Genomic DNA, 18,292 nt, shown 5'->3' with positions numbered 1-18,292 from the left:
GCACCTTGCGGGGCCGCAGGCCGGAGAACAGGTCGTCCTCGGGGAGGGAGGTCTCTACGTGGGAGCGGGCCAGGTGGTAGTCCTCGGTGGGCCAGACCTCCCGCTCGACGTCGCGGTCGTGCAGCATGAGGCCGGCGTTCGGGTCGATCTGGGTGGCGTGTGCGAGCAGCGCCCGGTCCCTGACGCCGAAGTACTCCGCGCAAGGCACCTGGGTGGTGAACTGCGGCGCGGGGACGTCAGCGGGGAATTCGGCCAGGACGGCCTGCATGCCCGAATCGATGCCGCGGGCGGTCATCGCGTCGTGCATGGTCTGGAACCAGGCCTTGGACAGGGCCCCGTGGTAGTAGAGCTTGAGCGGCTGCCAGGGCTGCCCGGTGCCGGGAAACCGGTCGGCTTCGCCTGCCGCCTCGAACGCCGCGACGGTCACTTCATGGGTTCTGAGGTGGTCGGGGTGCGGATAGCCTCCGGTTTCGTCGTAGGTGACGATGACGTGCGGGCGGAACTCGCGGATCAGCGCCACCAGCCGTCCGGCGGCCTCCTGCAGCGGGGCGAGGGCGAAGCAGCCCTCCGGCAGCGGCTCGCCCGCCGCCGGCAGCCCGGAGTCGACGAATCCGAGGAATCGCTGCCGGACGCCGAGGACGTCCCGGGCGGCCTCCATCTCGGCCCGCCGGATCGCGGCGAGGTTCTCGCGCACCTCGGGCCGGTCCATGGCGGGGTTGAGCACGGTGCCGCGCTCGCCGCCGGTGCAGGTGACCACCAGGACGTCCGCGCCCTCGGCGGCGTATTTGGCGAGGGTCGCGGCGCCCTTGCTCGACTCGTCGTCGGGGTGGGCGTGCACGCTCATCAGGCGCAACGGTTCTCTTTGAGTGACTCGCATGCAGATCTTCCGTTGGTGAAGTCCGCCAGGCGGCGGAGGAATGTGGTCGTGGTCGTGAGGGGCGTTCCGGTCAGCATCGCCAGGTGGAAGACGTGGGGCATGCCTTCGTAGACGTCGAGGGCGGCGTGAGTACCGGCGCTCTCGGCCGCCGCGGCGAAGCGGCGCACGTCGTCGGCCAGCACCTCTCGGGAGCCTGCCACCAGCAGCAGGTCCGGCAGTCCGGCGAGGTCGCCGTGCAGGGGTGACTGCGGCGCCTGATCGGGTCGTGCGCCCGCCAGGTACTGGGCGCAGACCCGTTCCAGGACGGCACGGTTGATCAGGTCCTGCCCGTCGTCGGCCCTCGGGGAGAGGCTGGACAGGGTCAGGTCGGTCACCGGCGACACCGCGACGGCCCTGGGCAGCGGCTTCCCCGCGGCCTTGAGCGCCAGCAGGGCCGACAGCACCAGGGTGCCGCCCGCCGACTCGCCGAACAGGACGACCTCCGCCGCTCCGCGGGTGAGCAGGTCGTCGTGCGCGGCCAGCACGTCGTGCAGCGGCGCCGGGTAGGGGTGGGCGGGGGCCAATCGGTAGTCGATCGCGAAGACGGGGCGGCCGGTGGCCTTGGACAGGTGGTAGGCCAGGAGCCGTTCCGCTCGCGGTTCGGTGTGCGCGAAGCCGCCGCCGTGGACGTACAGCACTACTCCCGCGTCGGTGCCGGACCGCCCGGAGACGTTCACCCACTGGCCGGGCAGGCCGCCCGCGCCGGGGAGCGCGGGCGCCTGGTCGGAGTCGGCGGGCAGGTCGGGAACGCCGGCCGTCAGCAGGTCGAAACGGGCCCTGACGGCGGCGATCTCTTCGGTGGTGGCGCGGATGTGCATGGGTGCTTCTCCTCAGCGGCCTTTCCTGCCGCGCGGGGGCGGCGGTTTGCGGAGCAGGGGCCTGGGGTTGGGACGGATGTGCTTGCCGTACGCGAACGGGGTCTTCCTGGACGCCGGCGGTGGGGTGATGCGCAGGTTCATGCGCGCTCCTCTCGTTGAGACGTGAGCAAACTTAGGCTGAACATAAATATGTGTCAAGAATATTTTTGTCTGCGACCCATGGAACACTGGATCGCATGACCGCTGGACTTCGTGAGCTGGAGAAGCAGCAGACCCGACAGGCGATCTCCGACGCCGCGAGCCTGGCCCGAGCCGTCGCCGACGGTCGCCGGCCGGGAGGGTGTTTGGCCTGCTGGCCGGGTTCAGAAGACCTCGCCGTCTGGGCTTAGGGTTGGGCGTCATGGCGCTGCAACTTGTTCAGGTGAACTTCAAGGCTCGGGATGACTCGACGCTTGGCCGGTTCTGGGCGGAGGTGCTCGGCTGGGGCATTTCCAGCGAGGGACCCGGCGTGACCAACCTTGAGCCCGTGGGCTTCGACTGGCCCGACCCCACCGCCGTCTGCGTCGACCTCGTCACCGTTCCGGACCCCGAAACGGTGAAGAACCGTGTGCACCTCGATCTCGCCACCACCTCCGAGGCCCATCAGGCGGAGCTGGTCGCGCGCCTGACCGATCTCGGTGCGACGCCCGCGGACGTGGGCCAGGGCGACGTCCCGTGGACGGTCATGGCCGATCCGGAGGGCAACGTGTTCTGCGTCCTGGAGCCTCGGGACGTCTACCGGGACACCGGGCCGATCGCCGCGGTGGTGGTCGACTGCGCGGATCCGCGGGCCATGCTGCGGTTCTGGGGCGAGGCGATCGGCTGGACCGTGCACGAGGAGACCGATGATCGTGTGGTGCTGCGCTCCGCCGAGGGCGTCGGCCCGTATCTGGAGTTCCTCCGCGCGCCCAGTGTGAGGACGTGGTGGAGCCGCGTGCATATCGATCTGCTGCCCGACTCCGCGGAGGCCAAGGACGCGGAGGTCGCCCGCCTGCGGGGTCTCGGCGCCACGGACCTGGACCTCGGCCAGGGCGACGTGCCGTGGACGGTCCTCGCGGACCCGGAGGGCAACGAGTTCTGCGTCCTCGGCCGGGGCTGACGCGGGCCGCGAGGAAAACCGCTTGAGCCCTCCTCCGGGGTGCCGTAGGTTGCGTGCGGCCCTGTCGCAGTGAAGACAAAGGACAGAACCGCGTGACCCCGCCTGCTCTTCAGACCTGACACCTTTTCTCGCTCACCTGTAGCCGACGCTCTCGTCGGCTCCGCCGGGCTGCCGTTGCGCGCCCGGTCGTTCAGCGTTCGAGGCCGCGCGTAATCGGCCTCGTGTCAGGTCTAGAGGGCTCATGTCTTCACAACCTCATATCGTGCTGCCCTGGGTCGTCCACCGCACCAGGCTGCCTCTGCTCTCGCTGCGGTGCGTGGACTGCCTCTCGGAGTCGGCCACCACTGGGGAGGGCAGGTTCCGCGTCAACGCCAACGGCAAGCTGCTGGACGTGTGGCTGCTGGTTCGCTGCGTGTCCTGCGATCGGACGCGCAAGGTCCCCGTGCACGAGCGGGTGCCGGTCAGGTCCATCGATCCGGTCGAGCTCCACGGGTACCGCGTCAACGATCCGGAGCTGGTGGCGTCCAGGCTGCTGGATCCGCTGCTGGCCCGGCGCAACCGCTTCACCCTGGACTGGACGGGAGCCTGGCGGCTGGACGTCCCGTCGTCATGGCAGGACGGGGCGTGGCCGGTCCGGGTGGAGGTCGTCTTCGAGGATCCGGTGCCGGTGCGGCCGGACCGGCTCATCGCGCAGGGGCTCGGCCTCAGCAGGAACGATGTGCTGCGCCGGATCAAGTGCGACGTTCCGCTGCGCCGTCCGAGAACCACCGGATTCACCTTCACGGTGATGGCCAGGGACTAGCGAGGAAGGACCGGGCGGCCACCCGGCCCGCCCGGTCCTTGCCCCCGATGCCGGCGGCCCTGCGCGAGTCGTCCTGCGCGCTGCGGAGTTCGGTCGGTGGCCGAATCCGCGCTGGTAGCGTCTGCAGGCGTGCGAGACCGGTTCGAGGCGTCGTTGCCGACGCGGTGGAAGGCGCCGCTGGTGGCGGGCGCGCTCGCGGCGCTGTCACCGGTGCTGCTCCTGGCGCCCCGCGGCGTGCCGGCGGAGGCCGGGCGCCCGCTGGTGACGGCGCTCGTCGTCGTCCAGGCCGCGGCGCTGTGGTGGCTGGGTTCGCGGCCCGCCGTGGTCACCGCGGTCGCGGTGGTCTCCGGGGCGGCCCTGCAGTGGCTGGTTCCGGCGGCCGGGACGGGGATCGCGCTGGTGGTGCTGAGCACGTTCGCCTGGCTGCGGCCGGCGCGGACGTCGCTGTGGGCGGCGGTGGGAACGGCGGCCGTCCTCGGCGCGGCGGCCGGCGCCGGCGGCCGTGGCGTCGCGGCGATCCTGTGGCCGGTCGCGGCGGTCCTGGCGTGGAGCTGGGGCGCGCTCGGACGGGCGTGGGCGGCGCGGCGGCAGGCCGAGGCGCGCCGGGCGGTGCTGGAGGAGCGGGCTCGCATCGCGCGTGAACTGCACGACGTCCTGGCGCACACGGTGTCGGTGATGGTGGTGCAGGCCGCCGCCGCGGACGACGTGTTCGACACCAGCCCCGAGAAGGCGCGGGAGGCGGTGCGGAGCCTTGAGGCGTCGGGGCGGGAGGCGCTGGTCGAGCTCCGCCGCTTCGTGCGCACGGTGCGGCTGCTGGACGGGGAGACCGCGGCGGTTCCCGACGGCGACGCCCTGGTGCCGCAGCCGACGCTCGCGGATCTGGAGCGGCTCGCCGGGACGGTGGAGGCCGCAGGGCTCCCCGTCCGCGTCGTGCGGGAAGGGCTGGAGGACGCCGACGTCCCGCCGGGCGTGGCCCTGTCGGCGTACCGCATCGTGCAGGAGTCGCTGACCAACGCCCTGCGGCACGCCCGCGCGTCCACCGCGGTCGTCACGGTCCGCGCGCGGGACGGCCGGCTGACCGTGGAGGTCCGCGACGACGGGACGGGCGGCGGCCGGCCGGCGTGGACGGGCGCCGGGCAGGGGGTCGCCGGGATGCGCGAGCGCGCGGCGCTGCTGGGCGGGACGCTGGAGGCCGCGCCGGATCCCGCGGGCGGGTTCCGGGTCCGCGCCCACCTGCCGCTGGAGGAGACCGCCTGACGGCCCGGTGCTCACACTGCCTCGGAGCCCGAGATCGCGCGTCGTCTGACGGTCACCGAGGCGACGGGGAGGACGCGCGTGTCGTCGACTCTGCGCCAACTCGGGGGTTCGCCTACGACCGCGGAGTGGTTCGGGCCCTTCTCTCCGTCTGAAGACGGAGCGCGCAGACCAGTCCGCCGCCGGAGGCGCGGAGGCGGGGCCCGTCCCTACCGTCGAGGGATGGTCCCTCCTTCGAACCGGCGGCGGCAGCGGCGCGCCGCTGCGGCGCTGGTGCTCGTCGCGCCCGCCGTCGCCGAGCTCACGCTCGGCTCGGTCCCCGTGAAGATGCTGTGGCTCGTCGTCCTCTATGTGCCGATCTACGGGGCCGGGGTGCTGCTGATCCGCGAGGCGGTCCGCCGGACGGGCGGCGGGGCGGGCGCCCTGCTGCTGATGGGCCTCGCCTACGGCCTGGTCGAGGAGGGGCTGGCGCTGCAGAGCCTCACCAGCCCCCACCTGTACGGCGCCGCCGGGTGGGGGCCCAGGCCGTGGGGGGTCAACGCCCCCTACGCCGAGCTGAACCTTCCCTATCACGCGGTGTTCAGCGTCCTGCTGCCGGTCACGCTCGTCGAGCTGGCGTTCCGCGACCTCGGCCGGACGCCCTACCTGCGCCGCGCGGGGCTGGCCGGCACCGCCGCCGCGGCGCTGCTGGGGGCGGCGCTGCTGCGGGTGTCGGTGCCTCCGGTGGAGGACCCCGGCTACCTGCTGTCGGGCCGCGCCGCCCTGGTGGTCCTCGGGCTGGCGGCCGCGGCGGTGACGGCGGCGCTCGCCGTGCGGTCGGGGCGCGGGGTCCGCGCCCCGGCCCGCGCCGCGGTACCGGTTCCCGGGCTGTTCCGGCTAGGGGCCGTGTGCGCCATGGCGGCGTTCGCCTTCTTGGCGCTGCTGTTCCCTTTCGCCGGGGCGCACCATCCGGCGTTCCTGCCCCGCGCGTGGGCGCCGCTGCCGATGGCCGCAGCGGCGGCGACCGCCGCGGCGGCCTGCTGGGCGCTGCGCCGGTGGAGCGGGGCGGACGGGTGGACGGCCCGTCACCGGCTGGCCGCCGCGACCGGAGCGCTCGTCGCCCACACCGTCTTCGGCCTCGTCTCCCATACCCGCGATCCGCTCGACACGGCCGGCCTCGCCGTCATCGGAGCGGCGATGGTCCTGCTGCTTCACCGTCTCGACCTTCGTCTCGCCGCCGGTCCCGCAGCGTCCGAAAGCGCTTGGCCGCGGGCCGGTCGGTGAGCAGGTGCGGGCGTGCGCCCGTTCAGGCGGTGGGGGCGCCGAACCATTCGGCCATGGGGCCGCGCAGGCCGTCCTGGTCGTCGCCGACCCATGCCACGTGGCCGTCGGGCCGCAGCAGGGCCGCGGGGACGTCCAGTTCCTCGCTGGTGTCGGCGACGTGGTCGACGCGGTCCTCCCAGCCCGCGACCGACAGGCGGCCGGTCTGGTCGAGCAGCAGTCCGCGGCCGTCGTGCATCAGCTCGTAGAGGCGGCCCCGCTTCAGGACGACGTCCCGGAGCCTGCGGCCGACGAGCGGGTGCTCGCCGCCGAGGTCGTAGCGGATCCCGGTCGCGATGATCTTCTCGGTCAGGTGCCGGTTCACCTCGTCGAAGTCCATCAGCTCCGACAGCAGCCGCCGCACGGCCACGGGGCCCGGCTCGGTGGACAGCAGCTCCATCTGCACGCGGGTGTTGTCCAGGACGTCGGCCGCCACGGGGTGCCGTTCGGCGTGGTAGGTGTCCAGCAGTCCCTCCGGCGCCCGGCCGCTGACCTCGGCGGCCAGTTTCCAGCCGAGGTTGAAGGCGTCCTGGATGCCGAGGTTGAGTCCCTGGCCGCCGACGGGCGGGTGGATGTGCGCCGCGTCGCCGGCCAGCAGCACCCGCCCGACCCGGTAGCGCTCGACGAGCCGGGTGGCGTCGCCGAAGCGCGACAGCCAGCGGGGGGAGTGGACGCCGAAGTCGGTGCCGGCGACCGCCCGGAGGCGGCGCTTGAACTCCTCGAGCGTCGGCGGGGCCGAGCGGTCCTCGGCCACTCCCTCGGCGGGCACGATGACGCGGGTGACGCCGTCCCCGAGCGGTCCGATGCCGAACCGCTTCTCGGTCTCGCGGACCTCGGCCGTCACGGCGGCCATCTCCTCGGGCGGCGCGGTGGCCTGCATCTCGCCCAGGAGCGTGTCGACCCGGGTGGGCTCGCCGGGGAAGGCGACGCCGAGCAGCCTGCGGACGGTGCTGCGGCCGCCGTCGCAGCCGACGAGGTAACGCGCTCGCAGCCGCGTGCCGTCGGCCAGTTCGGCGGTCGCCCCTTCCTCGTCCTGGCTCACCCCGACGACCTCGCTGCCGCGCCGGATCTCGGCGCCGAGCTCGGCGGCGCGCTCGGCCAGCAGCCGGTCGGTGACGGGCTGCGGGATGCCGAGGACGTAGGGGTGCGCGGTGTCCAGCCCTTCGGGCGCGGGCTTGCGGATGGCGGCGAAGAAACCGCCGACCGGGTACGTCTTGCCGTGCGCGAGGAAGCGCTCCAGCAGGCCGCGCTGGTCCATCACCTCGATGCTGCGCGCGTGCAGCCCGAGCGAGCGCACGAACGGGGCCGGCTCCTCGTCCTTCTCCAGGACGAGGACGCCCACCCCGTGCAGCCGCAGCTCGCAGGCCAGCATCATGCCGGTCGGCCCGCCGCCGACCACGATCACGTCGATCATGAAACCCCATTCACGAGAGTGGTTCTCGGCCGTCCCCCGGCGCGGGTCGCGCGCGCCGGTTCCCCGCGGATGCCCCGCACTGGTCGCGTCCCCGTTCACGCAGGTACTGGCCTCGGCCGACGATTCTGCGGCACGACGGGGGCCTTGCCGCAAGCCCCCCGGTCCGCTATAAGTTGAAAATGGAGGGGGCGCGTCGACGTCTCCTCCCTCTCAGTTACCCCGGCCCGTGCATGTTGAGCACCGCCGCCGCACACCTCTCACCGCGCGTGCGGTGCGCCGCGTCTCCAGTCCGGTTCCGCGCCCACGCTCCGCCAGGTGCCACTTGCTTCATGGTCGACCTCAGCGCCGGCGCCTGTCCTGATTGATAATCTCAACGTTGAGATTGTCGCGGGAGGGTGGGACATGGCGGACGCGGTGGACGCGATCCTGGCGCAGTGGGGCCGCGAGCGTCCCGACCTGGACGTGTCGGCGATGGGCGTCGTCGGGCGGATCTCGCGGGCGCAGTCGCTGCTCGGGCGGGAGCTGAAGGAGTTCTTCGCCGCGCGGGGGCTGGAGAGCTGGGAGTTCGACGTCCTGGCGACGCTGCGGCGGCACGGCGCCCCCTACGAGCTGACCGCGGGTGCGCTGCTGCGGTCGGCGATGGTCACCTCGGGGGCGATCACCAACCGGATCGACCGGATGGAGGCCAAGGGCCTGGTGGAGCGGGTGCGCGACACCGGTGACCGCAGGTCGGTGCGGATCCGGCTGTCGCCGCGCGGCCTGGAGATCGTGGACGAGCTGGTCGGCCTGCACGTCGCCAACGAGGAGCGCCTGCTGGCGGCGCTGTCGCCGGACGAGCGGGGGCGCCTGGCGGCCGCCCTGCGGACGCTGCTGGAGTCGCTCGGCGACACGACCCTCGGCTCTGCGCCCGGCGAGCGCTGAGGTCCCGGCCGCGCGCACGCGGGCGGTTCACGGCTGGGCGGCGGTCAGGTCGCGGATGGCGCGGGTGGCGCGGTCGGCGATGGCGGCCAGGTGGCCGGCGAGTTCGGGCGGGTCCAGCAGCGTGTAGTCGATGGGCAGCAGGGTGACGCGGTAGGCCAGGAAGCGCATCGAGTCCGACCGGGTGTGCAGGAGGCAGGTGCGGTCGTCGGCGGGTTCCAGGACGCCCTGCCAGGCGGTGACGTGCTCGGCGGCCTCCTCGATGGGGGCGTGCAGAAGCAGCCGCGCCCGGATCGTGCCCGAGCCGCCGGCCAGGGTGTCCATGGCCCAGGATGCGGGGTCGGCGCCGCCGGGCAGGTGGAGTTCGGGGCCGCGCATGCCGGTGCGGTGCGGGTCGGTGACGCGGTCGGCGCGGAAGGTGCGCCAGGCGGCGCGGTCCTCGTCGTGGGCCACCACGTACCAGCGGCGGCCGGCGGTGACGAGGCGGTGGGGCTGGGCCAGCCGGCGGGTGCCGCGCCCGTCGGCGGCGGTGTAGGTGAAGCGGATCTTCTCGCGGGCGAGGCAGGCGGCGGCGAGCAGCGCCAGGACGGCGGGGTCGGCGGGGGGCGGCGCGCCGTCCTGCGGGGGGAGGGGCACGGCGGCCTCGGTGAGGGCGGCGACGCGGTGCCGGAGCCGGTGGGGAAGGACCTGGTCGAGTTTGGCCAGGGCGCGCAGGGAGGCGTCCTCGATGCCGGTGACGGCCCCGGCGGCGGCGGTGCGCAGGCCGATCGCGATCGCGGTGGCCTCGTCGTCGTCCAGCAGCAGCGGCGGCATCGCGGCGCCGGCGGTGAGCCGGTAGCCGCCGGTGTTGCCGTGGGTGGCGTGGACGGGGTAGCCGAGGTCGCGCAGGCGGTCGATGTCGCGGCGGATGGTGCGGGCGGTGACGCCGAGCCGCGCGGCCAGTTCGGTGCCCGACCATTCGCGGGGCGTCTGCAGGAGGGACAGCAGCTGGAGCAGCCGTCCGGACGGATCACGCATGCCGTCCATCCTGCCGCGCCAATAGGACCTTGGGTGACCTATTGGCCGTCTAGCGTTGCCTGCATCGGGTCGGAACGTCCGGTTCCGATGGATCGGAGGCACGACATGCTGCGGGGATTCGCCACCATCAACTTCTGGGCGGACGACGTGGAGGCGGCCAAGGACTGGTACGCCGAGCTGCTGGGGACGCAGCCGTACTACCGCGTCGCGGGCCCGGACGGCCGTGCCGCCTACTACGAGTTCCGGGTGGGCGACTACGAGCACGAGCTGGGGTTGGTCGACGCCCGGTTCCGTCCCGGGGGGCCGCCGGCGGGTCCGGGCGGGGCGGTCATGTTCTGGCACGTGGACGATCTGGAGGCGGCGGTGGAGCGGCTGCTGGCGATGGGCGCGGCGCTGCACGAGAAGATCACCGAGCGGGGCGAGGGCACGGGGTTCGTGACCGCGTCGGTGGTCGACCCGTTCGGCAACGTGCTGGGCGTGATGTCCAACCCGCACTACCTGGAGGTGCTGGCCAAGGCCACGCCCCGCTGACGGCGCCGACTGTGCCTGCGGACCGCGTTCGCCGGGCGGCCCGCCGGGGCCGCCCGGCGGGCCGGGGCCGGGTCAGGCGTCCTGGACGTACTCGCGCAGGTGGCGGGCGGTGAGGGTGTCGGCGCCGGCGACCAGCTCGGCGGGCGTTCCGGTGAACACGACGCGGCCGCCGTCGCTGCCGGCGCCGGGGCCGAGGTCGATGATCCAGTCGGCGTGGGCCATGACGGCCTGGTGGTGCTCGATGACGATGACGGTGTTGCCGCCGTCGACGAGCCGGTCCAGCAGGGCCAGGAGCTGGTCGACGTCGGCCAGGTGCAGGCCGGTGGTGGGCTCGTCCAGGACGTAGGTGGCGGCCTTCTCGGCCATGTGGATGGCGAGTTTGAGGCGCTGGCGCTCCCCGCCGGACAGGGTGGTGAGGGGCTGGCCCAGCCCGAGGTAGCCCAGGCCGACGTCGGCGAGGCGGTCCAGGACGGCGCGGGCCTGGCCGGTGGTGAAGAACTCGCGGGCCTCGGCGACGCGCATGGCCAGGACCTGGCTGATGTCCTTGCCGCGCAGGGTGTAGGTGAGGACCTCGGCGGTGTAGCGGCGGCCGTGGCACTGCTCGCACACCGAGGCGACGCCGGCCATCATCGCCAGGTCGGTGTAGACCAGCCCGATTCCCTTGCAGGCCGGGCAGGCGCCTTCGGAGTTGGCGCTGAACAGGGCGGGTTTGACGCCGTTGGCCTTGGCGAAGGCGGTGCGGACGTGGTCCAGCAGGCCGGTGTAGGTGGCGGGGTTGCTGCGGCGGGATCCGCGGATGGGGGACTGGTCGACCACGACGACGCCGTCGCGTCCGGGCAGGGACCCGTGGATGAGGGAGCTCTTGCCCGATCCGGCGACGCCGGTGACGACGGTGAGGACGCCGAGGGGGATCTCGGTGTCGACGTCCTTGAGGTTGTGCAGGTTCGCGCCCTTGATGGCGAGGTGCCCCGACGGCTCGCGGACCTTGTCGCGCAGCCGGGCGCGGTGGTCGAGGTGGCGTCCGGTGAGGGTGCCGGAGGCGCGGAGCCCGGGCAGGTCGCCGGTGTAGCAGATCCGTCCGCCCTCGGCGCCGGCGCCGGGGCCGAGGTCGACGACGTGGTCGGCGATCGCGATGGTCTCGGGCTTGTGCTCGACGACCAGGACGGTGTTGCCCTTGTCGCGCAGGCGCAGCAGCAGGTCGTTCATGCGGGCGATGTCGTGGGGGTGCAGGCCGGCGGTGGGCTCGTCGAAGACGTAGGTGATGTCGCTGAGGCTGGAGCCGAGGTGGCGGACCATCTTGACGCGCTGGGCCTCGCCGCCCGACAGGGTGGGGGACTCGCGGTCGAGGCTGAGGTAGCCCAGGCCGATCTCGACCAGGGAGTCCAGGGTCTCCTGGAGGGCGGCGAGCACCGGCGCGACGGACGGCTCGGTGATCTCGCGGACGACGGCGGCCAGGTCGCTGATCTGCATGGCGGCGCAGTCGGCGATGTTGAGCCCGCCGATGCGGCTGGCGAGGGCGGCCTGGTTGAGGCGGGCGCCGCCGCAGGCCCCGCACGCGCTGAAGGTGACGGCGCGCTCGACGAACGCGCGGATGTGGGGCTGCAGCGACTCGGTGTCCTTGTCCAGGTAGAGGCGCTTGACCTTGACCAGCAGGCCCTCGTAGGTGGTGTTGATGCCACTGCTCTTGATCTTGGTGGCGGGCTTGTGGAGCAGGTCGTCCCACTGGGCGGGGGTGTAGTCGCGCAGCTTGGCGTCGGGGTCGAACAGCCCCGAGTCGGCGATCACCTTCCAGTACCAGGATCCGACGGCGAAGTTCGGGACGGTGACGGCGCCCTCGTTGAGGGACAGGTCCCGGTCGACCAGCTGGTCCAGGTCGATGCGGGAGGCGCGGCCGAGCCCCTCGCAGTCGGGGCACATGCCCTCGGCGTTGTTGAAGCTGAACGCCGAGGAGGTGCCGGCGTGCGGCCGCCCGAGCCGGCTGAAGATGATGCGCAGCATGGTGTGGGCGTCGGTGGCGGTCCCCACGGTGGAGCGGGAGTTGGCGCCCATCCGCTCCTGGTCGACCACGATCGCGGCGCTGAGGTTGCGCAGCGCGTCGACGTCGGGGCGGCCGACGCTCGGCATGAAGCCCTGCACGAACGCGGTGTAGGTCTCGTTGATCAGGCGCCGCGACTCGGCCGCGATGGTGCCGAACACCAGGGACGACTTGCCCGATCCCGACACCCCGGTGAACACGGTCAGGCGGCGCTTGGGGACGTCCAGGCTGACGTCGGCGAGGTTGTTCTCCCGCGCGCCGCGGACCTCGATCACGTCGTGGGCGTCGGCGGCGCGGAGCCCGCCGGCGGGCGGCTCGGGCTGCGCGGTCGTCGGCTGGAGCGGCATGGGGGCTTCCTCACTCGCTTGATATCTTAGGGCGTAAAGAGATCCTCGATTTCGATAGTTTATGGCATAAGGAGATGCAGGTTGGTCGTCTTCGCCGGGCAGGGCGATCCACGCCGCTCGATGGACCTGCTGTGGCGCGGCGCGCAGGCGCCCCGCACGGGGCCGGGGCCGCGGCCGGGGCTGAGCGTGGAGATCATCGTGGACGCCGCGATCGCCGTCGCGGACGCCGAGGGCATGGCGGCGCTGTCGATGCGCGCGGTCGGGGAGCGGCTCGGCCGCACGGCGATGGCCCTGTACACCTACGTGCCGGGCAAGGTTGAGCTGGTGGACCTGATGTACGACCGCGCGCTGGCGGAGTTGCCCGGCGGCTACGACGCCGCGGACGGCTGGCGGGCGGCGCTGACCCGGTGGGCGCGGGACTCCTGGGAGTTCTACCTGCGGCATCCGTGGATGCTGCAGGTGTCGCAGGCGCGGCCCGTGCTCGGCCCGAACGAGTACCGGGCGCTGGAGGCGCTGCTGGGCGTGCTGGCCGCCACCGGGCTGCCGGCGCGGCGGGTGCGGCGCGCGGTGTCGGCGCTGTCGAGCGTGGTGCGCGGCGCGGCGCAGACCCTCGCCGAGTCGCGGCAGGCGGTGCGGGCGACGGGACTGTCGGAGGAGCAGTGGTGGCACGGCCGGGCGGGGGCCCTGGAGGCGCTGGCGCCGGGGTTCGCCGAGTGCTTCCCGCTGGTGGCCTGGCTGAACTCCGAGGACTCCCTCGGCGACGCCGAGGACGTCCCCTACCTGGAGCAGGCGGCGCGGGAGGCGTTCGAGGGCGGCCTGGCGCTCGTCCTGGACGGCATCGCCGCCGCCATGGCAGCCGGATCGGACGGCGGAGGGGACGGCGGCTGACCGGGTGGCGCGGGGCGTGTGACGTGGGTCTCTCGGGCGCGCCGGACGTCACATCGGGGCCGCCGGAGCCCTCCTATGGGTATGGAGACCTTCGCAGGTTCGGAGACTTCCGCGACGCGGCCGCGGGACATGACGTGCCGCACCCTCCTGTACGCCGCCCACCAGGCGTTCCGCCGGGATCTGGACCGGCTCGCGGCGGCCGCGGCGGCGGGCAAGGGCCGGGCGGGGCACGTGCGCGCGGGCTGGGAGAACCTCAAGGAGCAGATCCGGCTGCACCAGGAGCTGGAGGACGGGTGGCTGTGGCCGCGGGTGGAGCGCGCGGTGGCGGGGCGCCGGGCCGAGCGGGCGGTGCTGGAGGAGATGCGCGCCGACCACGCCCGCCTGGCCCCGCTGGTCGCCCGCGTCGACGCGGCGATGAACGGCGCGGCGGGGGAGGGCGGTGATCTGCCGGCGGCGGTGCGCGAGCTGCGCGAGGCGCTGGAGCGGCATCTGCGGCACGAGGAGATGAGCGCGCTGCCGCTGGCGGAGTCGGTGCTGTCCGGCGCGGAGTGGCGGGCGCTGGCCGGGGAGGCGCGGGACCGCTGCGCGGCGGGGACGCCGCTGTTCGTCCCGTGGGTGGTGGACGGGATCGGCCCGGTCGAGCGGAGCCGGTTCCTCACGGCGTTGCCCAAGCCCCTGCGGGAGCTGAACCGGGTGATGTGGGAGCCCCGCTACCGCAAGCGCCGGCTCTGGAGCATCTGACCCGCCGGAGGCTCCGGGAAGCTCCGGGGCGGTCAGAAGCGGGTGGTGAGCAGGGCCAGGACGGCGACGCCCGCGGTGAGCCAGGCGGCGTAGTCGCCGACGTGCCCGGAGTGCAGTTCGTGCAGGCGGCGGGTGGCGGCGCCGACGGCGCGCCCCAGCGGGGCGCGTGCGGAGGGGGCCGCTGAGGGGGTGTGAGCGGCGCGGCGGACGCCGGCGGCGGCCACGGCCAGTGCCAGCAGCACGGTGACGGCCGAGCCGGCGAGGCCCGTGGCCGTCCAGGGCTCGGCGGGCGGCGCGTGGGGGTGGGTGAGGCGGCCGTCCAGGACGAGGGCGGCGTAGGCGTCGCGGTCGGCGAACAGCGCGGCGGCGTCGGCGACGGGCCCGCCGGGCAGCAGCCCGATCGCCAGGCCGGCGGCCAGCAGCGCGACGGCGGGCGCGACCATCACCCAGGGGATGGACGTGAGGGTGACGGGCGTCTCGGGTCCTTCGTGCTCGTCCTCCTCCGCGGGTCCGTTCTCGCCTGGGTCGCGGCGCGGGGGCATGCCGCGCCACACCACGAGCCACACGCGCAGGACGGCTCCGGTGGTGACGGCGGAGGCGGCGATGGACAGGGGCGTGAACCACCACCAGCCCTGCTCCAGGACGGCGTGCTCGGTGACCGAGTGCCCGGCGAACAGCCCGGAGGGCGGGAGCCCGGCCAGGCACAGCCCTCCGATGAGGACGACGGCGCCGGTGACGGGCATGACGCGTCCGCGTCCGCGCAGGTCGCGGGCGTCGACGGTCTGGTACCGGTTCAGCAGGGCCCCGGCGGCGAGGAACAGCGCGCCCTTCACGCCGGCGTGCCCGGCCAGGTAGTAGGCGGTGCCCGACAGCGCCGCGGGGGTGCCGGCGGCGACGCCGAGCAGGAGCAGCCCGGCGTGGCTGATGGTGGAGTAGGCCAGCAGCCGCTTGATGTGGTGCTGCAGGACGCACATGACCGCGCCGAGCAGCGCCGCGGCGGCGCCGAGGACGGCGACGGCGCGCAGCGGCACCAGTCCGGGGAACACGGCCCAGTAGGTCCGCGCGACCCCGTACACGCCGAGTTCGACCATGACGCCGGAGAACAGGACGCAGACGGGGGTGGGGGCGACGGCGTGGGCGTCGGCGAGCCAGAAGTGGAAGGGGACGGCGGCGGCCTTGACGAGGTAGCCGGTGCAGACGAGCACGAACGCGGCGGTGATCAGGGCGCCCGGGCGGCCGTGGTGGCCGGCGCCGGCGAGGTGGCGGCCGATGGCGGCCAGTCCGAGCTGCCCGGTGCGGCCGTAGACCAGGGCGATGCCGGCGAGGGTGAGGTAGGCGCCCAGGGACTGGACGATGCCGAAGTTGAGGGCGCCGTGGACGGTGGCGGGCTCCTCGGAGCGGTAGCCGGTGAGCGCGAACGCCACGACGCTCATCAGCTCGAAGAACACGAAGGCGTCGAACAGGTCGCCGGTGTAGACGAACGCGCACATGGAGGCCAGGAACAGCAGGATGAGCGCGTGGAAGACGGCCTGGATCTCGGTGAAGTAGCGCCAGGAGAACGCCAGGGCGGCCAGGGTGAGGGCGGCGGCGACGCAGGCGAGCGCGGCGGCGAGGGGGTCGGCGGCCAGGGGGATGCCGACGCCGGTGGCCGGGCCCCAGCCGCCGAGCCAGGCGACCTGGGGGCGGTGGGGGGCGCGGGCGAGGGTGAGGCCGGTCAGGGCGGTGACGGCGGCGGCGGTGGCCAGGGCGGTGATGTCGACGGCGGGGCGCGGCAGCCACCGTCCGGTGGCGGCGAGCAGGGCGGCGACCAGGACGGGCAGCGCGACGGTGGCCTGCAGGATCACGGTTCGAGGGGGCGCAGGGCGCCGGGGTCCAGGGTGCCGCGCCGTTTGGCGACCTGGACGGCCAGGGCGAGCAGCAGCGCGGTGACGGTGGCGCCGACGACGATGTCGGTGAGGGTCATGGCCTGGACGACGGGGTCGGTGACGGGCCCGCCGGCGGGGGGCGGCGGGCGGTCGGAGAACACCGGGGCGGTGGCGCCGGAGCGGTACCCGATGGCCAGCAGCAGCACGTAGGTGCCGGACTGGGTGACCGACAGGCACACCACGGCGTGCACGAGGTCGCGGGTGGTGACGATGCCGTAGAGGCCGGCGAGCATGATCCAGCCGGCGGCGAGGTAGGGGACGGTGCTCATGCGGGCTCCCGCGGGTCGCCGGTCCCGGGGTGCTCGCGGACCAGGAGTGCCTGTTCGAAGAACTTGCCGAGCAGCAGGACCGAGGCGCAGCCGACCTCGATCCCGACGGCGGTGTTGAGGGCGGGGACGCGCACGGCGGGGGAGGCTCCGGCGGACTCGAACACCGGGATGGGCCGCAGCCGCTGCAGGGCGGGGTAGTCGCCGGCCAGGTAGAGCAGGTGGATCGCGGTGCCGAGGACGACGCCGCCCTGGAAGCCGCCGCCGGGTGACTGGGCGCCGTGGGCGACGATGTAGACGCCGGTGAGCAGGGTGAAGGGGAGCAGGAGGTGGCCGACGACGCGCAGCGCGTCGGAGACCTCGGCGGGCCCGTGCCGGTGGGTGGCGCCGTCGCTCTCGTCCTCGCTGCGCACGACGCGCAGCAGCGCCACGGCGGCGAGCGCGGCCGACAGCAGGATGAGCTCCTCGCCGAGGGTGTCGAAGGCGCGCTGGTCGAAGTTGACGGAGGAGACGGCGTTGGAGGTGCCGCGCCGCAGGGCCTGGTGGACGGCGCGGTCGGAGTAGGGGTGCAGGGGGCCGCCGAAGGCGGGCAGGCCGAGCGTCCCGGCGGTGAACAGGGCGGCGGTCCCGGCGGCGCCGGCGGCGAACAGCGAGACGCGGGTGCGGGGCCTCACCGGCGCGTCCGCCCGCCGCCGCGGCCGTGGCTCTCCCCGGCTTCTGTTCCGCGCTCGCCGTTCCCGCCGTTCCCGCCGTTTCCGTTGTCGCGGTAGCGGCGGGTGGCGTGCAGTGCCAGCACGACCAGCAGCGGCACCAGGACGGTCCCGACGCCGATCTGGGACATCGCGACGTCGGGGGCCTGCAGGACGAGGAACAGCAGGCCGAGGACCATCCCGTAGCCCGACAGCACGATCGCCTGGCGGACGGGGTCGCGGGTCAGGACGACGGCGGTGGCCATCAGCGCGGCCAGGGCGAGGGAGACGGCGATGAGGGCGTCGGACAGCGGCCCGGACAGCGCGTCCGGCGCGGCGGCCACCAGCGCGGGCGCTGGGGCGGTGAGGACGGTGGTCACGGCGGGTCACTCCGTCCGGCCGGCGCGTTGGACGGCCTGCCCGGCGGTGCTGATCGTGGCGGGGCCGGTCGCGGCGAGCAGGACGGCGATGACAGCGAGTTTGGCGACGTCGTGCCAGGACGACCAGGGCCGCAGCGCCAGCCCGGCGATGAGCAGCGGCGCGGCCAGGACGGTGACGGGCGCGACGGCGTGCAGGCGGGCGGCGGCGCCGCGGGTGAAGGGCAGCCGCAGTCCGGTGGCGACGGCGAGGGCGGTTCCGGCCCAGGTCAGCGCGTCGGCGAGCAGGTTCAGGCTCATGGGGGCTCCCCTTTCACAGGGTCCGGCTCAGGAACCGGGCGAACACCAGGGACCCGGCGAACGACAGCAGCGCCAGGACCAGGGCGACGTCGAGGTAGGCGGGCCGGCCGTAGGCGGCGGACAGCAGCAGCAGCGCGAGGGTGACCAGCGGGCCGGTGACGATCAGCCCGGCCAGCCGCCCGGCGGGCCGGCCGCGCAGCGTGGCCAGCAGCACCGGCGGCAGCGCGCCGATCATGAGGACGAGGGCGGGGATCGCGGTGCCCGCGACGTCGGTCGTCACCGGTCGCCTCCCCGGTCGCCTCCGGCGGGCGGGGAGCCGTGGGCGGCGCGGTGTCGGGGGTCGTCGACGAGCCCGGCGCGCCGCAGGCTCCGCTCGAACGGCGACGGACCGGTCAGGCGGTGCACGCGCAGCAGCGCGCGTTCGGGGTCGACGCCGCCGACGTAGGCGCCGGGGGAGGCCGACATCAGCAGGGTCGCGGCGGCGCGGCCGGCGGGGCCGGGCGGGCAGGCCAGCGTCGTCCAGTCCCCGCCGGACGCGCCGCGCGCGGTGATGCGGGCGGTGTCGGCGACGACCTGGGCGGGCAGCCGGGCCAGGGGCGGGAGGAGGCGGGCGGGTG

The 18,292-nt window shown here is 74.2% G+C and carries 20 protein-coding genes and 1 pseudogene; 8 read left to right on the top strand and 13 right to left on the bottom strand.

Annotation, left to right across the window (positions count from 1 at the left end; translation table 11 throughout):
- Positions 1 to 13: 13 nt before the first annotated feature.
- The 3 genes and pseudogenes from mca to ABWI04_RS18480 form a co-directional block, all read right to left on the bottom strand.
- Positions 14 to 877, bottom strand: a pseudogene (gene mca / locus ABWI04_RS18490) (mycothiol conjugate amidase Mca); the annotation flags it as partial.
- The gene (locus tag ABWI04_RS18485) at positions 844 to 1,734 is read right to left on the bottom strand and encodes an alpha/beta hydrolase fold domain-containing protein (protein WP_353833182.1); all 891 of its coding nucleotides are present in this window, start codon (positions 1,732 to 1,734) and stop codon (positions 844 to 846) included. The gene ABWI04_RS18485 and the pseudogene mca, both read right to left, overlap by 34 nt.
- A gap of 12 nt (positions 1,735 to 1,746) precedes the next feature.
- Positions 1,747 to 1,875 (bottom strand): hypothetical protein, encoded by a 129-nt coding sequence (locus ABWI04_RS18480; RefSeq protein WP_353833181.1) that lies wholly within the window; start codon positions 1,873 to 1,875, stop codon positions 1,747 to 1,749.
- 259 nt (positions 1,876 to 2,134) lie between these two features.
- Here ABWI04_RS18480 and ABWI04_RS18475 point away from each other — a divergent pair, with 259 nt between their 5' ends.
- The 4 genes from ABWI04_RS18475 to ABWI04_RS18460 all read left to right on the top strand — a co-directional run bounded on the left by ABWI04_RS18475 (position 2,135) and on the right by ABWI04_RS18460 (position 6,191).
- Positions 2,135 to 2,872, top strand: a complete 738-nt coding sequence (locus tag ABWI04_RS18475; RefSeq protein ID WP_353833180.1) for a VOC family protein — start codon at positions 2,135 to 2,137, stop codon at positions 2,870 to 2,872.
- A gap of 262 nt (positions 2,873 to 3,134) precedes the next feature.
- Positions 3,135 to 3,674, top strand: coding sequence for a DUF1062 domain-containing protein (locus ABWI04_RS18470; RefSeq protein WP_353833179.1), 540 nt, complete (start codon positions 3,135 to 3,137; stop codon positions 3,672 to 3,674).
- Positions 3,675 to 3,803: 129 nt separating this feature from the next.
- Complete coding sequence (locus tag ABWI04_RS18465) at positions 3,804 to 4,931, top strand: sensor histidine kinase (protein ID WP_345181857.1); 1,128 nt, start codon at positions 3,804 to 3,806, stop codon at positions 4,929 to 4,931.
- 219 nt (positions 4,932 to 5,150) lie between these two features.
- Entirely contained in the window at positions 5,151 to 6,191 is a 1,041-nt protein-coding gene (locus tag ABWI04_RS18460; protein WP_353833178.1) for an AF_0692 family protein, read from the top strand.
- 22 nt (positions 6,192 to 6,213) lie between these two features.
- Here ABWI04_RS18460 and rox read toward each other — a convergent pair whose 3' ends face one another.
- The gene (gene rox, locus ABWI04_RS18455; RefSeq protein ID WP_353833177.1) at positions 6,214 to 7,641 is read right to left on the bottom strand and encodes a rifampin monooxygenase; all 1,428 of its coding nucleotides are present in this window, start codon (positions 7,639 to 7,641) and stop codon (positions 6,214 to 6,216) included.
- Between the two features lie 402 nt (positions 7,642 to 8,043).
- Between rox and ABWI04_RS18450 the strand changes: the two genes are divergently transcribed.
- Positions 8,044 to 8,562: a MarR family winged helix-turn-helix transcriptional regulator gene (locus ABWI04_RS18450; protein WP_345181851.1), complete on the top strand. Its 519-nt coding sequence runs from the start codon at positions 8,044 to 8,046 to the stop codon at positions 8,560 to 8,562.
- A gap of 27 nt (positions 8,563 to 8,589) precedes the next feature.
- On the opposite strand, the gene ABWI04_RS18445 is transcribed toward ABWI04_RS18450, so the two are convergent.
- The gene (locus ABWI04_RS18445) at positions 8,590 to 9,576 is read right to left on the bottom strand and encodes a helix-turn-helix transcriptional regulator (protein WP_353833176.1); all 987 of its coding nucleotides are present in this window, start codon (positions 9,574 to 9,576) and stop codon (positions 8,590 to 8,592) included.
- 105 nt (positions 9,577 to 9,681) lie between these two features.
- Here ABWI04_RS18445 and ABWI04_RS18440 point away from each other — a divergent pair, with 105 nt between their 5' ends.
- Positions 9,682 to 10,107: a VOC family protein gene (locus ABWI04_RS18440; RefSeq protein ID WP_353833175.1), complete on the top strand. Its 426-nt coding sequence runs from the start codon at positions 9,682 to 9,684 to the stop codon at positions 10,105 to 10,107.
- Between the two features lie 72 nt (positions 10,108 to 10,179).
- Here the strand turns inward: ABWI04_RS18440 and ABWI04_RS18435 are convergent, their stop codons facing one another.
- Entirely contained in the window at positions 10,180 to 12,489 is a 2,310-nt protein-coding gene (locus ABWI04_RS18435) for an ATP-binding cassette domain-containing protein (RefSeq protein WP_353833174.1), read from the bottom strand.
- An 81-nt stretch (positions 12,490 to 12,570) separates the two neighbouring features.
- Between ABWI04_RS18435 and ABWI04_RS18430 the strand changes: the two genes are divergently transcribed.
- Positions 12,571 to 13,377 (top strand): TetR/AcrR family transcriptional regulator C-terminal domain-containing protein, encoded by an 807-nt coding sequence (locus ABWI04_RS18430; RefSeq protein ID WP_353833173.1) that lies wholly within the window; start codon positions 12,571 to 12,573, stop codon positions 13,375 to 13,377.
- 81 nt (positions 13,378 to 13,458) lie between these two features.
- Positions 13,459 to 14,118, top strand: a complete 660-nt coding sequence (locus ABWI04_RS18425) for a hemerythrin domain-containing protein (protein ID WP_353833172.1) — start codon at positions 13,459 to 13,461, stop codon at positions 14,116 to 14,118.
- Between the two features lie 32 nt (positions 14,119 to 14,150).
- Here the strand turns inward: ABWI04_RS18425 and ABWI04_RS18420 are convergent, their stop codons facing one another.
- The 7 genes from ABWI04_RS18420 to ABWI04_RS18390 form a co-directional block, all read right to left on the bottom strand.
- Positions 14,151 to 15,962 carry a complex I subunit 5 family protein gene (locus ABWI04_RS18420; protein WP_353833171.1) on the bottom strand — a complete coding sequence of 604 codons (1,812 nt, stop codon included), beginning with the start codon at positions 15,960 to 15,962 and terminating at the stop codon, positions 14,151 to 14,153.
- Positions 15,959 to 16,312 (bottom strand): sodium:proton antiporter, encoded by a 354-nt coding sequence (locus ABWI04_RS18415; RefSeq protein ID WP_345181837.1) that lies wholly within the window; start codon positions 16,310 to 16,312, stop codon positions 15,959 to 15,961. The genes ABWI04_RS18420 and ABWI04_RS18415 overlap by 4 nt, the downstream gene beginning before the upstream one ends.
- On the bottom strand, positions 16,309 to 16,983 hold the full coding sequence (locus ABWI04_RS18410; RefSeq protein ID WP_353833170.1) for a Na(+)/H(+) antiporter subunit B: 675 nt from the start codon (positions 16,981 to 16,983) through the stop codon (positions 16,309 to 16,311). Before ABWI04_RS18410 ends, ABWI04_RS18415 begins: the two co-directional genes overlap by 4 nt.
- Positions 16,980 to 17,378, bottom strand: a complete 399-nt coding sequence (locus ABWI04_RS18405) for a DUF4040 domain-containing protein (RefSeq protein WP_345181833.1) — start codon at positions 17,376 to 17,378, stop codon at positions 16,980 to 16,982. Before ABWI04_RS18405 ends, ABWI04_RS18410 begins: the two co-directional genes overlap by 4 nt.
- 6 nt (positions 17,379 to 17,384) lie before the next feature.
- Complete coding sequence (locus ABWI04_RS18400; protein WP_353833169.1) at positions 17,385 to 17,675, bottom strand: monovalent cation/H(+) antiporter subunit G; 291 nt, start codon at positions 17,673 to 17,675, stop codon at positions 17,385 to 17,387.
- Between the two features lie 13 nt (positions 17,676 to 17,688).
- On the bottom strand, positions 17,689 to 17,955 hold the full coding sequence (locus tag ABWI04_RS18395) for a monovalent cation/H+ antiporter complex subunit F (RefSeq protein WP_345181828.1): 267 nt from the start codon (positions 17,953 to 17,955) through the stop codon (positions 17,689 to 17,691).
- A partial coding sequence (locus ABWI04_RS18390; protein WP_353833168.1) for a hypothetical protein occupies positions 17,952 to 18,292 on the bottom strand: 341 nt, incomplete at its 5' end. The genes ABWI04_RS18390 and ABWI04_RS18395, both read right to left, overlap by 4 nt.

It is taken from the genome of Actinomadura sp. NPDC000929 (assembly GCF_040492065.1).
GTDB classification, from domain to species: Bacteria; Actinomycetota; Actinomycetes; order Streptosporangiales; family Streptosporangiaceae; genus Spirillospora; species Spirillospora verrucosospora.
Note: the sequence above shows the minus strand (reverse complement) of the source record. Positions and strands in the feature narration are given on the sequence as shown.

What these genes read in the sequence shown, in the direction of transcription:
- ABWI04_RS18440 (WP_353833175.1), top strand. Translation starts at nt 9,682, where the DNA reads ATGCTGCGGGGATTCGCCACCATCAACTTCTGGGCGGACGACGTGGAG.
- ABWI04_RS18485 (WP_353833182.1), bottom strand. Translation starts at nt 1,734, where the DNA reads ATGCACATCCGCGCCACCACCGAAGAGATCGCCGCCGTCAGGGCCCGT.
- ABWI04_RS18480 (WP_353833181.1), bottom strand. Translation starts at nt 1,875, where the DNA reads ATGAACCTGCGCATCACCCCACCGCCGGCGTCCAGGAAGACCCCGTTC.
- ABWI04_RS18435 (WP_353833174.1), bottom strand. Translation starts at nt 12,489, where the DNA reads ATGCCGCTCCAGCCGACGACCGCGCAGCCCGAGCCGCCCGCCGGCGGG.
- ABWI04_RS18415 (WP_345181837.1), bottom strand. Translation starts at nt 16,312, where the DNA reads ATGAGCACCGTCCCCTACCTCGCCGCCGGCTGGATCATGCTCGCCGGC.
- ABWI04_RS18475 (WP_353833180.1), top strand. Translation starts at nt 2,135, where the DNA reads ATGGCGCTGCAACTTGTTCAGGTGAACTTCAAGGCTCGGGATGACTCG.
- ABWI04_RS18425 (WP_353833172.1), top strand. Translation starts at nt 13,459, where the DNA reads ATGGAGACCTTCGCAGGTTCGGAGACTTCCGCGACGCGGCCGCGGGAC.
- ABWI04_RS18400 (WP_353833169.1), bottom strand. Translation starts at nt 17,675, where the DNA reads ATGAGCCTGAACCTGCTCGCCGACGCGCTGACCTGGGCCGGAACCGCC.
- ABWI04_RS18445 (WP_353833176.1), bottom strand. Translation starts at nt 9,576, where the DNA reads ATGCGTGATCCGTCCGGACGGCTGCTCCAGCTGCTGTCCCTCCTGCAG.
- rox (WP_353833177.1), bottom strand. Translation starts at nt 7,641, where the DNA reads ATGATCGACGTGATCGTGGTCGGCGGCGGGCCGACCGGCATGATGCTG.
- ABWI04_RS18460 (WP_353833178.1), top strand. Translation starts at nt 5,151, where the DNA reads ATGGTCCCTCCTTCGAACCGGCGGCGGCAGCGGCGCGCCGCTGCGGCG.
- ABWI04_RS18450 (WP_345181851.1), top strand. Translation starts at nt 8,044, where the DNA reads ATGGCGGACGCGGTGGACGCGATCCTGGCGCAGTGGGGCCGCGAGCGT.